Genomic DNA, 15588 nt, shown 5'->3' on the forward strand with positions numbered 1-15588 from the left:
TTGGTTATATATATTGAGTCCCTTGCGGGAGCATTTTAAAATGTAATATTCTTATAATCTGCAAAGATACATCTAAAAACAAAATTTTAGGGTTTGCATTTCTCTCTATCGCGTAATGCGCCTTTTCCAGCTCAGCGCTGATAGCCTCGGCCATGGGCAGCGTCATTACAGCGGCCATTTTTTGTGCCGTTTCTTTTTCAACCGCCGGCAGGTGTACCAAATCGGCAGCGCCGCTTAGTATCAAACAGCATTCACGTATGTAGCTAATACCGTATCGTACAAAGTTTTTTTGCCCCTCACGACCGGCTTTGGCTATCTGATCCACAAAGGGCATAATTTCTAAACCTTTGTTGCCATAGCATTTGCGCAGCCAGTTCAAAAAGCCTTCATGATAGCTTTTAGTTTCCTGGTGCAGCATACTTAATGCTTCGGTTAAGTTACCACAGCTCAAATAAGCGGCCTCTTCGGCTGTTTGTGCCGGTATGCCGCGCTGTTCAATCAAATAGTTTCGTACCTCATTATAACCCAAAGCAGGTATTTTAACCAATTGTGTACGCGACAAAATAGTGTTCAGTATTTGATCCTGATTTTGCGCTACTAATAAGAAAACCGTATTCGGCTGCGGCTCTTCAATAATTTTAAGCAGCGTATTACCTTCCTTATCTAAAAACTCGGGTAACCATAAAATCAGTATTTTGTAAACTGATTCGAATGGTTTTAAGCTGAGTTTTTTTAATATCTGATGGCATTCGGCAATATTGATGTTGGCTTGTTTGTTATCGGCTTCCAGGTAATTGCGCCACGTATCTAGGCTCAGGTAAGGATGCGCCGTAAATGCTTCACGCCATTCTTCAATAAAGCTAAGCGCGGTATCATCTTTATGTTTGGCAAAAAATGGGTACGAAAAATGCAGGTCGGGGTGCATCAGCTTCTGGTATTTTCGGCAAGAAGCACATACACCACAAGAATCATCGGGCTGCTTATCTTCACAACTTAGGTACTGGGCATAAGCCACCGCCAGTGCCAGGCTACCCGAACCCTCGGGACCCAAAAACAACTGCGCATGGCTTACCCTGTTCTCCTGAACGGTGTTGATTAAATGTTGCTTTACAGCTTGCTGCCCTACTATTTCTTTAAACTGCATTTGGTGCAAGTTAATAAATTTTTAATTGTGTGTTGTCAGTTGTATGTTATGTGATAAGTTATGACAGTAAAATTGATGCAGATAAGTTCGATAGTTTAAACCGACAGCTAATCTTTTTAAAATATATAACTTTGATACTTTAAAAGTGTCTGACAACAGACAACTCACCACAGACAACACAATTATGCGCCGAATAATGGCTTTTGACTACGGCACCAAGCGCATTGGCCTGGCCGTAACCGACCCACTGCAAATGATTGCCACCGGGCTGGACAACATACACCCCAAGGATATCATCGACTACCTGAAACGCTACCTGCAAACCGAACAGGTAGAAACCTTTGTAGTAGGTGAACCTAAGCAGATGGATAACACCCCCTCACAATCAGCCATGCATGTAAGAGGATTTGTGAATTTGCTTAAAAAAACTTTTCCGGAGATACCGGTGGAGATGATGGATGAGCGCTTTACTTCTAAAATGGCATCGGCTGCAATATTAGCTGGTGGCGTAAAAAAAGCTGGCAGGCAAAATAAGGCTTTGGTAGATACCGTGTCGGCGGTCATACTGTTGCAATCATGGATGGAACAGCGGGCGTTTAGGTAAAACATATTGATATTTTTAACCCATGACTGTAAAAAAAATCACAATTAATGAAGCTCACCTGGTGTTTGGTTTATTTGATGCATACCGAGTTTTTTACCGTCAGCCATCAGACCTGAAACTAGCAAAACGCTTTATTACCGAAAGACTACAGAACAATGAGTCGGTTATTTATGTGGTATTAAACGAAACTGGCACACCATTAGGTTTTACACAGCTCTATCCAAAATACTCATCAGCCCGAGCAGTTAAAAACTGGATATTGAATGACCTTTACGTACAGCCCGAGCATCGCAAAAAAGGAATTGGTGCTTTACTGATTGATACAGCCATGCAATTTGCCAAAACGGAAGGCGCTCAATTTGTGCAGTTGGAAACCGCGGTAGACAATTACACAGCGCAAAGTTTGTACGAAGCCTTAGGCTTTATAAAGCAGCAGCCTGATACTGATTTTTTTGTGTATAAAAAACCAGTAATGTAAGATATGCATCAACGCTGCAATAAGAATAAGTTTATGAAATGAAATATGACGGCTAAAGAACTGATAGATAATACACGGCTTGCTAATACCATTACGCCTGATTTAATCGGGTATTTTGCTTTTAAACCGGTATTACAAGACGATAAAATCTGCGACGATGAAAACTTGCCTTTCAGGACAGAAGTTGTAGAGGGTCTGTTACCAAATTTTTCTCTAAAAGATCACCAATTGATAAGAAAACTTTTTACCGAAGAATTGAAATGCGAATTAGCTATTGGCAGGCATGACAATCTTTATCAACTATGTTACTATCTATATTCGTTGGGTGATTTAGAGGATGTTTTTTTGATTTACGACGCTAAATTCAATTCGAAGAATATGGATACGGGAACTGTGCTGGATTGGGAAATGCTGTATATAAGTCATCCTGTAGACGAGGTTATTCAATTCGTAGAACATAAAATAGCTGATCATCCTGAATTAAAACAAAAATGGCCAAAGATTTTGGAAACGCTCAATGAGTTAAAAAAAAGTGATTACGTTACTGATTTTGAAGATTATAGCAAATTTATAAAAGGATACTTCTTTGGTCATGATAACGGCGAAATAGCGGATGAGCAAACTGAATACAAAGTAATAACACACCCTATAGCTGAAAAGAAAAGAAAGCAAACTTTTTGGCAATGGCTGCTAAGAGGGTTGAAAATAAGCTAATACAACAAGCCCTCGCTCTCCGCTTCCCCACTCTCTGCACCAAAACTAAAATCCCTACCTTTGCCTCATGGAGATTTTAGATCCACTACTGCAAGCCTACTTGGATAACCATTGCGAACCGGAGCCTGAGGCGCTGAAAAAGATCAACCGCGAAACATATTTAAAACAGCTTAAGCCTAACATGCTGTCGGGCCATTACCAGGGCCGTTTGCTAAGTATGCTGAGCAAATTAGTGAACCCAAAACTGATTTTGGAAATTGGTTCATTTACCGGCTATGCAACCATTTGCCTGGCCGAAGGCTTGGCCAAAGGCGGCAAAGTACATACCATTGAAGTGAACCGAGAGCAGGAAGAAACTTTGCGCAAAAACTTTGAATTAGCTGGTTTTACAGACCGAATTGAACTGCATATAGGTGATGCTAAGGACGTTATATTTGGATTTACGGATTTAATTTTTGATATTTGTTTTATTGACGCGGATAAAAAGAGCAATTTAGCTTACTTCGAGTTGATAATTGACAAAATACGGCCGGGAGGTTTAGTAATAATTGACAATGTTTTGTGGAAGGGAAAAGTGTACGGCGAAGCAAAAGATGCCGATACGCAACTTTTCAGAAAACTAAATGACACTATAGCTGTTAACACACAGGTTGAAAAACTGATTTTACCTGTGCGCGACGGCGTACTGCTCATCAGAAAAAAATAAATTATGAAGAAAATCTTACTGATTGCATGCCTGCTTACATCTACTTTTGCTGCCTCAGCTCAGAATCCTCAAAAATCTTATATTGATAAGTTCAAAGATAATGCCATTCGCATTATGCACGAGAGCGGCGTACCTGCCAGCATCATTTTAGCTATAGCTATGCACGAAAGCGGCAGCGGAACCAGCAAATTAGCACGCAGCCAAAACAACCACTTTGGTATGAAAGGTAAAAGTCCTGTATCGTATACCGGACGCAAACGCACACACTCATCCTATAAACAGTACGACTCGGCCACAGATTCTTTCCAGGACTTTGCCCGTATCATGACTGAGCGTAAGCAGTTTAACCATCTGTCATCCCAGTTTTCACATTACGATTACAAAAGCTGGATTAAAGGTATTCAGCGTAGCGGATATGCCAGCAGCCACAAATGGGGTGCACAAGTACTGGGCCTTATTCACCGGTATGAGTTGCATGCTTTTGATGAGCAACCCGATTCGGTAAAAGCCGAGCCTAAAAAGCAATAATATTTAAAACCAATTACAAACCTATTTACGCCCTGTAAAGTAGTGCTCTCCCGGTCTTACTTACAGGGCGTTTGAGTTTTTAAGAATCTCATAAGGTTTTAACGGAAAAATTGGAGAAACTATAGTTGAGTTGATGTTAAATCAATTTTAATAGTATACTACTATTTGAGTTTGTGCTGGCTGAACTCTCTTTATTGCTATTAAACTTACTTCGTCTGCTCATTGCCGCAGGGGCTAGATACTTTTGTCATAGCCACAAAAGTATCCAAAAAGGCCTAGCTGTTGCGATCACCTATCCGCCCGCAAGGCCATCGCTGGCCCGGGCGCAACAGCGGGCCTTTGCACTTTTTTTATTCCTTATTCAACAAAAGCACTGACAGAACAATACTTTCAAAAAGAATCGGCATTCAGCTTCTTTCGGTAGCTACTGTACAAAGTATTAGCACAGCATAAAATAGAAAGAAGGTGCGGCCGAGAGCTTTTTCTTTGGTTACTTTTTCTTTTGCGGTAAAAGAAAAAATAACATCCACAGGCAGTAATATAAGTACATCCCTATCCTAACAGGGCACAACCAGAAGTCAAAAGCATTAACTAAAAGCCAATAGAAAATCTTAATCGAAACATTACAATCAGTTTTTTCGTATTTTTCAACCTTCTAATATTTAAACAGTGATGCAGAGAATTTTAGCTTGTTTGATGGTACTGGTGGTGATGTTGAGTGCGTGTTCTTCGCGTAAAAAAGTGATGACTAGTAGCGGCAGTGATGTGGCTAAGCGCAACAACCAACGTATACTAAAAGAAAATAAACAGTCTATTGATTCTTACTCGTCGTTCACAGCTTCCTCTTACATTGAGCGGTTTAAAAACATCGCGGTTAAAGAAATGAATCTTTATGGTATTCCGGCTAGTATTACACTGGCGCAGGGGCTGTTCGAGTCGGGCTTTGGTAACAGTGAGCTGGCAAAAGTAGCCAACAACCATTTTGGTATCAAATGTACATCTGACTGGACTGGCCGCAGCTATTATAAAGATGATGACAACCCGAACGACTGCTTTAGAGTATATAACAACCCGGAAGATTCCTATCGCGATCATTCCGAATTTTTGAAACGTAAACGCTACGCTAAATTATTTGAGCTGGATAAAAATGACTACGTAGGCTGGGCTTATGGCTTAAAAGAAGCCGGCTATGCCACCAATCCGAGCTATCCGCAATTATTAATCAACGCTATCCAAAAATATCACCTCGACCAGTATGACCGTCCGGAAGGTGAAATTCAAAAAATCAAGCGGGAAGACCGTGTGTTGGCTCAAATCAACCAAAATATTGGTAAATCCATTAAAGACTCCATCATTAACAATACCCCACCCAATAAAATATATACCGTAGCTACAGGTGATACACTATACTCTATCTCCAGGCGTTTTGGACTTACCGTTGAAGACCTTAAGGCGATGAACAATATTTTGGATAACAACATTAAAATTGGCCAACGGCTGGTGGTTATTCACTAAAGCTGTTAAATGTTGTTAAATGGTAAGCCTTTTGCCGGTCTTTGCGTTAATTTTAAAATGTTCATGAGAATAGGGCTGCTTTTCTTTTTTTGTTTGCTGGCACTTCAGGGCTTTTCGCAGGATAAGCCTGTTGGGGGCATTGTATTTAGCAAAACAAGCAAAGAGCGCATTGCCAAAGTAAACGTTCGCAACCTGCGTACAGGGCAATCAGTTTACAATACATTGAAAGCAGATTTTAAAATAAGCGCCCAGCCAGGCGATCAGTTGGTGTTTAGTAAGCAGGGCTACTATACCGATACTATAAAAGTACCTACCGATTTTGATATGGCTGTTTACCTAAGGCAATCAAGCATTATGCTGAAGGATGTGAACATCCGTGATACGCTAATGAACCCGCAGCGAAAACTGGCCTTGCGCCATCAGGAGTACAGCAAAATTTATGGCGTAGCCAGCGATAAGGATATATTAACTGTTGGGCCAACAGGCGCAGGCATTGGTATTGATGCTATCTATAATGCCTTGAGCCGGAGCGGACGCAATGCCGCACATCTGCGCGACATTATTGAGCGCGATTACCGGCAGGATGTGATTGATTATCGTTTCAACAAAGCTTTTGTACAGCAAATTACCGGATTGAAAGATCAGCAACTGGTTAATTTTATGACCCGGTACCGGCCCAGCTATTATTTGGTAACTACCGCTAACGACTACGAATTTATTACCTATATCAAATCAAATTTAAAGCGGTTTATGCGTTATCCTAATACGGTAAGTTTACCACCGTTAAAAGCACAGGAATGAGGTATCCGGTTATAGTTGTTCCATTTTTGAAAGTAAGCGGCATGGCTTTATACCCGTTTATACTGGTCAAAAACAAGCAGGACATTAATGATCCCATCATTATACGTCACGAAACGATACACCTGAAACAGGCTGCCGAAATGCTGGTGATTCCGTTTTATTTAGCTTATTTGCTGCACTATTTGTATAACTTGTACACTTACGGCAACCACGAGCAGGCCTACTACCAGATTATTTTTGAACGTGAAGCCTATCATCATGAAAATGATGCTGACTATTTACAGACGCGCAGGTTTTGGGCGTGGCGGTTTTATTAATATATTTAACGCATTAAATTCAGATTTAACTTTAAAACAAAGCGGTTTTTGTTTTAATTTGTTGCAGTATGTTGAGAAACGGCCTTGTATTTTTCTGCTTATTATTTGTCTTTACGTTTTCGGCACACGCCCAGCAAACAGACAGTTTACGCCGGGTAACCGATAGTTTAAGAAGAGCTGACAGCCTGCGCCGCGACAGCATTAAAATTGATACCAACCTGGTAAACCGTTACCGAATTGAGCCACGGCGTAATGCCCTGCCCCAACGCCTGCGCCCTTTTCAGATACAGCCCGAGCGCATACCAGTAACTATGCTGGATTATAAAGTAAGCTATTGGCGCAAAAGCGTTATTATTGGCATAAACTTTAGCCAATCGGCTTTTAGTGATAATTGGGCCGGTGGTGGTGTCAATTCATTTGCCCTTAACAGTAACATTGATTACAGGCTAGAGTATAATAAGCAACCATTTAACTATACAACAGAATTAATTTTGCTGTATGGCCGCTCCAAAAACCGGGGACAATTGAGCCGTAAAACCAACGACCGTGTTTTTTGGGATAACAAGGTATCATCGCAATTATCCAAAAGCTGGTTCTTCTTTGGTTCACTAAGTTTTGAATCACAGTTTGACCGCGGTTTTTCTTACGATGCCAGTGGCGTTAATCCACCACAAATCATTTCTAAGTTTTTGGCGCCAGGTTATATCACCGAGTCTATAGGTTTTGAGTATAAGCCCAGTAAATACTTTGACTTGCGTTTAGGTACCGGTACAGCCCGTCAAACCCTGGTGTTGGATAAAGCAGTATTTAACGGGCAGGCCACTGCCTATGGTGTTGACAGCAGCAGAACATTCAGAAACGAGCTCGCTTTTCAGGTAGTAGCACTGTTTGATAAGGATATTATGAGTAATATCCATTTAACCAGCCGCTATGCCTTGTTTATACCCTACGGACGCAGCTTGCAAAACATAGATCACCGCCTGGACCTAACCCTTGCGGCCAAAGTAAACCGCCTGATCAGCGTAACTATTACCGGTGTGGCTTTGTATGACAAGGAAGCAACTGATGCTTTATATACCAGCCGGGGAACTAATGGCGTAAAAGGAAAAGGTATTCCAATACAATCTAACGAAAACTTAGCTATTGGTATACTGTACAGGTTCCCTTAAAAGCAGTATCCATACAGTTTAAACCATTGTAAGTAGTTGTTTTTATGGATTTAGCACCCGCAAAAATCAGTTTAAAATCATACCTTTGTACCCTAAAATAAGATTGGAATAAGCATGTTTGAAAATCTTTCAGATAAGCTCGACAGGGCGTTTAAAGTCCTGAAAGGACAAGGAACCATTACCGAAATCAACGTGGCCGAAACCATGAAGGAAATTAGAAAAGCCCTTCTGGATGCCGACGTTAACTATAAAACTGCCAAAGCCTTTACCGACGAGGTAAGGCAAAAAGCATTGGGCGAAAACGTATTAACTACTATTTCGCCGGGTCAGTTGCTTACCAAAATCATGAACGATGAGCTGACCGCCCTGATGGGTGGCAGTACATCCGAACTGAATTTTCCGGCTACCCCTACTATTATTCTGATTGCCGGTTTGAATGGTGCAGGTAAAACTACATTTAGCGGTAAGCTGGCTAACTTTCTGAAAACTCAGAAAAACAAAAAGCCTTTACTGGTAGCTGATGACGTTTATCGCCCGGCGGCTATCGATCAGTTGGAAGTATTAGGTCAGCAAATAAATATCCCGGTATATGCCAACCGCGAGTCGAAAGATCCGGTAGCTATTGCGCTGGAGGGTATTGCACAGGCCAAGCAAAATGGCAATAATGTGGTCATCATTGATACCGCCGGCCGTTTGGCAGTGGATGAGGCTATGATGCAGGAAATCGAGCGCGTAAAAGCGGCTACCAATCCGCACGAGATTTTGTTTGTGGTGGATTCCATGACCGGTCAGGATGCTGTAAACACTGCTAAGGTGTTTAATGATCGTTTAGACTTTACCGGTGCCGTATTAACCAAGCTGGATGGTGATACCCGCGGTGGTGCGGCGTTGTCTATCAAATCGGTAGTTAACAAGCCTATCAAGTTTATTGGTACCGGCGAGAAGATGGAAGCGCTGGACGTGTTCCACCCGGACCGTATGGCTTCGCGTATTTTGGGCATGGGCGACGTAGTATCCCTGGTAGAGCGTGCTCAGCAACAGTTTGACGAAAAAGAAGCTGCCGAATTACAAAAGAAGATCCGCAAAAACAAGTTTGATTTTAACGACTTCTATAGCCAGATACAACAGATCAAGAAAATGGGTAACATGAAAGATCTGATGGGCATGATACCGGGTGTAGGCAAAATGGTAAAAGACGTAGAAATTGGCGATGATGCCTTTAAAGCAATCGAGGCCATTATCAACTCCATGACGCCACACGAAAAATCGAATCCCGACAGCATTAACCCTAGCCGTCGTAACCGTATTGCAAAAGGTTCGGGTACCGATATTCAGGAAGTAAACCGCCTGATTAAACAATTTGAAGACATGCGCAAAATTATGAAACAGGTAAGCAACCCCGCTGCCATGGCTAATTTGATGCGCCGCATGCCGAAGATGTAAGTTTATTTATTAGAGCCAAGAAACAAGAGCCAGGAACCAAGAGTTTTCTGGTTAAAATATAAACCGCCATGCTGAGTTTGTTCGGCATGGCGGTTTACGTTTATATGATGCTGTAATCTGATGGCCACGCGCATAAGGGCTCGAAGTTTCAAACTTTGACAGCATAGGGGAAAACTTTATAAATCATCCTAATAACTTAAGAATTAAGTAATATATTTAAATTTATCTAATTTAATATTATTAAGTTGAATAAAAATATAGTACGAAGGTTAACCATTATCACAAGTTTAGGTGTATTTCTAATTTCACTGTTGTTTAATGCTGTTATTATTGACTATCAAGGTGTACGCTACGTTTCATCAATAGACTACTTTTTTATGGGTAGCACAGCTTTTTTGGGAGGCGGATTATTCGAGCAAATAATTTGGTTTGCAAATCCATTATCACTAATTACAATATTTTATTTATTGAAGGATAAGCCATCAGCAAGAATAACTAGTTCCACAGCAGCTTTTTTAGCACTATCATTTTTAACTTGGAAAAAGGTATTAGGTGCAGAAAGTGGTAGTATGGCGAAAATTATATCTCGGGAGTTGGGTTACTATTTATGGTTGTTAAGTATCATGATCTTAACATTTGGAACAAACTACTATTTTATAAATTTAAAAAGACGTTAACCATTTTCTCCCGCTGTTCGAAGTCTCTAAAATTCGAACAGCCAAAATCATTTCAAGTGGTCTTTCTTAATTTATCGCCGCTAGTCAATATATATTAAGCACTATGTAAGACAGTTTCCCCAATTTGGGGAATTATTCACAACGCTTGCTGGTATTATTAACCCCACTACAAAATCACCATATATTGTTTCATTTAAAAAATCAGCATTTTTAAGCTCAAATTGGTGTATTTCTCATAAAAACGGGCATATTTCGGGGCATATTATGATATAAGTCAGGTAACGGCATATGAGTTGTCTATATCTTAACAGATAATTCATCTAACACAAACTACGCTAATACCCTGATTAATATGAAACTACAATTAAACCGTGCTGCTGTAATCGTATTGTTTGCCGCCGCTTCATTTTTCACCAGCTGCAAAAGCTATAACGTTGCTTCTCGTTATACATCTAAATACATTAATGCCAATACCGGCAAAGTATCGGCTCAGGTACCCGAAACTTTTGAGCTGGGTTATACCATGCTGGCATTAACTGATCTGGCCCAAACTGATACCACCATCATCAACAAAAACACTGCTTATTATCACGAACTGATGGCTTGGTTTAATAAATATAAAGATCATAAAGGTGTGCGCCACCTGAATGCCGACTTAAACCGTAATGCTAATATGATCAAATGCTATCTGGACGGTTTATATGCATTTCAACTGAACGATGGTCGTGTGGCTTTAAAAACCAGCTACCGCATTGATTTAAATAAAGTTGACTTTAAACGTTATGCCCTGCTGTTGCAAAACTTTTATAAAGAAACCAACTTTCACGAGTTTTATACCCAGCACCAAGGTATGTATGCTGATATGGTACAAAGAGCTAACGGTATGTTTAATTATAATGAGATGCAAAAAGGTATAAGCACTCAGGCCAACGGCTATCAGGTTGTGTTATCGCCACTTATCAACGCTTACGCCGGTACTATGCAAATCAAAGGTCATACTTACAACGAGTGCATTGTTTTTCCGCGGATGTCTACCAACGGTTTAAGCTATGCCTTTAAAGAAAATATAGCTATTGATAACAAATCAAAAGCATATTAATAATTAAAGTTCATCATGTTAAAAGGCCGTCTATAGCAGACGGCCTTTTTTATGTTTAAGAAAAATTAGGATACGCATTCAAACACAACACATTGATGAACTTATAAGGATGAATTGTCGGGCTACAAAACCTTTTAAGGTAGGAAAAACATTTATCGAGCAAACCTTTGCCGCTTGGTTTAATTAGTTGGATGGTTGTGAGCCGGGTAAAGCAAAATCAAACGAGTATCAAATCAAAGAAATAATTAATGCTTTAACTTTATGTATTTGTGAGCGCTGGTAATGATTGGCATCAAAGTCATAAGCAAATTTTTTAAAAATTAACCATTTTAATTAGAAGTGTTGTATCTATGTAAAACAATATCCCTGGTTAATTTTTAATACACCTTTATGCCTAATACATCCATTTCAAACGAGATACCATACTTTATGCAAGGTGGTGGCGAAATGGGACAACTAATTCGAAACACCAACTGGAACGAAACTGCTTTGGGCGACCCAATGCAATGGCACGTTGCATTAAAAAGTGCGGTTAGTATCACGCTAAATTCAGTTTTACCCATGTCTGTATTGTGGGGACCGGAGTATACGCTTATTTACAATAATGGATTAAAGCAGATACTGGCCTCTGGCAACTATCCCAAAACATTGGGCTATAGTGCTTATGATGCTTTTCCAAACTTTTGGCCACAAATAGAATCTATGGTGCAACAGGCTAACCAAGGGAAGCCTATAGCTATACAAAACTTTAAAACGTTTTCGGTGATAAACGGATCGGTAACCGACCGTTATTTTGATTTTTCATTTACGCCATTATATGTTGATAATGGCCATATTGGGGGTATACTAATTACTTTATTTGAAACCACCGAAAAGTATATAGCAGAAACAAAATTGCAGCAAAGCAATGCCGAGCTGGAGTTCACTATCAACGCCGCCGAACTGGCCACCTGGAACTTGGATACTGCTACCAACACTTTTACTGGCAGCAAACGCCTGGCCGAGTGGTTTGACTTGCCTGATACCAATCATACCAACCTTGAACTAGCTGTACAAAAATTGTTGCCCACTGATCAAAAGCGCGTTGCAGAAGCTATCAGCCGTGCACTTGATCCGGCATCGGGTGGTGATTACGAAGTAGATTATTGTATTCAAACCAATGATACAGATGAGCGCTTTATCCGAGCTAAAGGAAAAGCATTTTTTAAAGATAACGGCGAACCCTTACGCCTGGTAGGTGTTTCTATTGATATTACACGCGATGTATTAGCCAAACAGGCCATTGCCAGAAGTGAAGAGAACTTGCTTAACCTGGTACGCAATGCACCGGTAGCCATGACGGTTTTTAAAGGTTCGGAACATGTGATCAGCCTCATCAATCAACGCACGCTGGATATGTGGCAAACCAGTCTTGAGCATGTGATGTACCGGCCTTTATTCGAAGCCTTCCCGCATATTAAAAAGCAAGGGTTAGAAGATATGCTGCAAAAGGTTTACACCACGGGGCAAAGCGTTTCAGTAACGGCTATGCCGGTTACTATCACCCGTAACAATACAGCAGAAACTCGTTATTACGATTTTAGTTACGAAGCATTGCGAGATGCCAATAACCAGATTGCCGGCGTTATTACCGTTGGCATAGATACCACCGAGGCGGTAGTAGCGCGGCAAAAAATTGAAGAAGCCGAAGAGCGGGTGCGTGTGGCTGTAGAAGCTGCCGATATTGGTACTTTCGATTTAACCGTAGATACGCATTATATTATCACCTCTCCTCGTTTCGACGAAATTTTTGGCGTCCGAAAATCAACCAACCACGATGATTATTTTAACGTAATCCATACCGAAGATTTGGTAGAGCGTGAACGTACACTTAATGTTGCCTTTGAAACCGGAAAGTTGTACCAAATTTACCGTGTGATAAAACAAGACGGCCGTATTAGCTGGGTGCAGCTGCAAGGAAAGGTTTATTATGATAGCGAAGGTAAACCAAAACGGATATTAGGTACCGCACTGGATATTACCGAGCAAAAACGTTTGCAGCAGCTGAAAGATGACTTTATCAGCATAGCCAGTCATGAATTAAAAACACCGCTAACCAGCCTTAATGCTTCGTTGCAGCTACTTACCCGCAAATTAAGTATGGGTAGTACCGCAGCTGTATCGGCTTTGCTGTCACAATCCAACACCAGCCTTAAAAAGCTGATTAAGCTGGCGTCTGATCTGCTTAACGTAACTAAAATACGCGAAGGTCAGGTAGCACTTAATTACACCAGCTTTGTAATATCTAAATTGGTGTACGCCTGTTGCCATAATTTAATCAACGACGATTATACTTTGCAGATTACAGGTGATATGAACGTTGAAGTTATGGCTGATGCCAGTAAAATTGAGCAGGTAATTGTAAATTTTGTGAGTAATGCTGCTAAATATGCGCCTCAATCACCTCGTATTGTTGTTCACATTACTAATGAAGAACAAATTGTACGTGTGGCGGTAACCGATAAAGGTCCGGGTATAACGCCCGATAAAGTGCCTTACTTGTTTGACCGTTATTTTCAGGTAGAAAGCAACGGTGTGCAGTTTTCAGGTTTAGGCTTGGGGCTTTACATCTCATCCGAAATTATTAAGCGGCATGGGGGCGAGATAGGAGTATCCAGTCAGCTTGGCGACGGCAGTACGTTTTGGTTTACTTTGCCAAAAATTGATTAGTTAAGAGGATGATAAAAGCGATACGGGAATATCGGTTTGAGATACCATACCTATCGCAATCATCACGCAATAAATTAATATCTTTAGCGCTTCAAAATAAAGCTTTATCACGTTGTTAGTAAAAACGTTTGGCAGCGCCGTATACGGCATACAGGCTACCACCATTACTGTAGAAGTTAATATTGCTGCCGGTACCAAATATTTTATTGTGGGGTTGCCCGATGTAGCCATCAAAGAAAGCTATTACCGTATCGAGTCGGCCTTAAAAAACTGTAGCTACAAAATGCCGCGCCAGCAGGTGGTGGTTAACATGGCCCCAGCCGATATCCGCAAAGAAGGTTCAGCTTACGATTTAACTATTGCTACCGCTATTTTGGCTGCCTCTGGCCAGATGGAAGCTAATGATCTGGATAAGTATATTATTATGGGCGAGTTATCACTGGATGGTGGTCTGCAACCTATCAAAGGTGCTTTGCCTATTGCCATCCAAGCCCGTAAGGAAGGTTTTAAAGGGTTCATTTTGCCCAAACAAAATGCCCGTGAGGCCGCTATTGTAAATGATTTGGAGGTATATGGCATTGAAACCATCAAAGACATTGCCGACTTTTTTAACCGCGAAACCAAGCTTAAGCGTGAAGTTGTAAATACCCGCGAAGAGTTTTATGATAGCCTGAGCAATTATGACAGCGACTTCAGCGAAGTAAAAGGCCAGGAAAATATTAAACGTGCACTGGAAATAGCCGCGGCTGGTGGTCATAATGTGATATTGATTGGCCCCCCCGGTGCCGGTAAAACCATGCTGGCCCGACGTATGCCATCAATTATGCCGCCATTGAGTATACACGAGGCATTGGAAACTACTAAGATACATTCGGTAGCCGGCAAACTTAAAGCTTCGGATGCTTTGGTAAGAATAAGGCCTTTCCGTTCGCCGCACCACACCATTAGTGACGTTGCCTTGGTTGGCGGTGGCAGCAACCCACAACCCGGCGAGATATCATTAGCTCACAACGGTGTATTGTTTTTAGACGAACTGCCCGAATTTAAACGTACGGTGCTCGAGGTAATGCGCCAGCCGCTGGAAGAGCGCCGTATCACCGTATCGCGGGCACGTTTTACGGTCGATTACCCGTCAAGCTTTATGTTGGTGGCTTCCATGAACCCCTGTCCTTGCGGTTATTACAATCATCCCGAAAAAGAATGTACCTGTCCGTCTGGCGCAGTGCAAAAGTACCTGAGCAAAGTATCGGGCCCTTTATTAGACCGTATTGATTTACACGTAGAGGTTACACCGGTTAACTTTGATGCTTTGTCGTCTGAACGGGTGGCCGAAAAGAGCGAAGATATCCGCGAGCGGGTTATCAAAGCACGCGATATACAATCGCAGCGTTTTGGTAATAAGCCCGACCTACACGCCAATGCACAAATGAGTGCCAGTATGGTGCGCGATGTATGTAAAATTAACGCTGCCGGGCAAAATCTGCTCAAAAAGGCAATGGAGAAATTGGGTCTTTCGGCCCGTGCGTACGACCGTATTTTGAAAGTAGCCCGAACAATCGCCGATTTGGCTAATAGTGAGGAAATTCAGTTAGAGCACTTAGCCGAAGCTATCCACTTCCGCAGCCTGGATAGGGAGGGCTGGGCAGGATAAGATTTATAAGCATCTTAATTAAAGTAACAATTG

General features: G+C 41.4%; 15 protein-coding genes. 14 read left to right on the forward strand and 1 reads right to left on the reverse strand.

Features of this window, described 5'->3' with window-relative positions; translation table 11 throughout:
• Nucleotides 1-4 precede the first annotated feature (4 nt).
• Nucleotides 5-1144, reverse strand: coding sequence for a DNA polymerase III subunit (locus tag GPM24_RS05815; RefSeq protein WP_158825776.1), 1140 nt, complete (start codon nt 1142-1144; stop codon nt 5-7).
• 184 nt (nt 1145-1328) lie between these two features.
• On the opposite strand from GPM24_RS05815, the gene ruvX reads away from it, so the two are divergent.
• From ruvX to GPM24_RS05885, 14 genes are all read left to right on the forward strand, one after another.
• Complete coding sequence (gene ruvX, locus GPM24_RS05820) at nt 1329-1748, forward strand: Holliday junction resolvase RuvX (protein WP_158826059.1); 420 nt, start codon at nt 1329-1331, stop codon at nt 1746-1748.
• Nucleotides 1749-1770: 22 nt separating this feature from the next.
• Nucleotides 1771-2226, forward strand: a complete 456-nt coding sequence (locus GPM24_RS05825; RefSeq protein WP_158825777.1) for a GNAT family N-acetyltransferase — start codon at nt 1771-1773, stop codon at nt 2224-2226.
• 45 nt (nt 2227-2271) lie between these two features.
• On the forward strand, nt 2272-2940 hold the full coding sequence (locus GPM24_RS05830; RefSeq protein ID WP_158825778.1) for a hypothetical protein: 669 nt from the start codon (nt 2272-2274) through the stop codon (nt 2938-2940).
• Between the two features lie 67 nt (nt 2941-3007).
• A complete protein-coding gene (locus GPM24_RS05835; protein WP_158825779.1) occupies nt 3008-3646 on the forward strand; it encodes an O-methyltransferase in 639 nt (212 codons plus the stop codon).
• A gap of 3 nt (nt 3647-3649) precedes the next feature.
• Nucleotides 3650-4174, forward strand: coding sequence for a glucosaminidase domain-containing protein (locus GPM24_RS05840; RefSeq protein WP_158825780.1), 525 nt, complete (start codon nt 3650-3652; stop codon nt 4172-4174).
• A 672-nt stretch (nt 4175-4846) separates the two neighbouring features.
• Nucleotides 4847-5689: a glucosaminidase domain-containing protein gene (locus tag GPM24_RS05845; protein ID WP_158825781.1), complete on the forward strand. Its 843-nt coding sequence runs from the start codon at nt 4847-4849 to the stop codon at nt 5687-5689.
• A gap of 63 nt (nt 5690-5752) precedes the next feature.
• Nucleotides 5753-6490, forward strand: coding sequence for a hypothetical protein (locus GPM24_RS05850; RefSeq protein ID WP_158825782.1), 738 nt, complete (start codon nt 5753-5755; stop codon nt 6488-6490).
• Nucleotides 6487-6807 (forward strand): hypothetical protein, encoded by a 321-nt coding sequence (locus tag GPM24_RS05855; RefSeq protein ID WP_158825783.1) that lies wholly within the window; start codon nt 6487-6489, stop codon nt 6805-6807. Before GPM24_RS05850 ends, GPM24_RS05855 begins: the two co-directional genes overlap by 4 nt.
• A 68-nt stretch (nt 6808-6875) precedes the next feature.
• Nucleotides 6876-7976 (forward strand): DUF3078 domain-containing protein, encoded by a 1101-nt coding sequence (locus GPM24_RS05860; RefSeq protein ID WP_158825784.1) that lies wholly within the window; start codon nt 6876-6878, stop codon nt 7974-7976.
• A 114-nt stretch (nt 7977-8090) separates the two neighbouring features.
• Nucleotides 8091-9419 carry a signal recognition particle protein gene (ffh, locus tag GPM24_RS05865; RefSeq protein WP_158825785.1) on the forward strand — a complete coding sequence of 443 codons (1329 nt, stop codon included), beginning with the start codon at nt 8091-8093 and terminating at the stop codon, nt 9417-9419.
• 245 nt (nt 9420-9664) lie between these two features.
• Entirely contained in the window at nt 9665-10096 is a 432-nt protein-coding gene (locus GPM24_RS05870) for a hypothetical protein (RefSeq protein ID WP_158825786.1), read from the forward strand.
• Between the two features lie 352 nt (nt 10097-10448).
• A complete protein-coding gene (locus GPM24_RS05875) occupies nt 10449-11195 on the forward strand; it encodes a DUF4932 domain-containing protein (RefSeq protein ID WP_158825787.1) in 747 nt (248 codons plus the stop codon).
• Between the two features lie 390 nt (nt 11196-11585).
• Entirely contained in the window at nt 11586-13904 is a 2319-nt protein-coding gene (locus tag GPM24_RS05880; RefSeq protein ID WP_158825788.1) for a PAS domain-containing sensor histidine kinase, read from the forward strand.
• A gap of 112 nt (nt 13905-14016) precedes the next feature.
• On the forward strand, nt 14017-15555 hold the full coding sequence (locus GPM24_RS05885) for a YifB family Mg chelatase-like AAA ATPase (RefSeq protein ID WP_158825789.1): 1539 nt from the start codon (nt 14017-14019) through the stop codon (nt 15553-15555).
• Nucleotides 15556-15588: the final 33 nt, after the last annotated feature.

Source organism: Mucilaginibacter lacusdianchii (assembly GCF_009770985.1).
Classification (GTDB): domain Bacteria; phylum Bacteroidota; class Bacteroidia; order Sphingobacteriales; family Sphingobacteriaceae; genus Mucilaginibacter; species Mucilaginibacter lacusdianchii.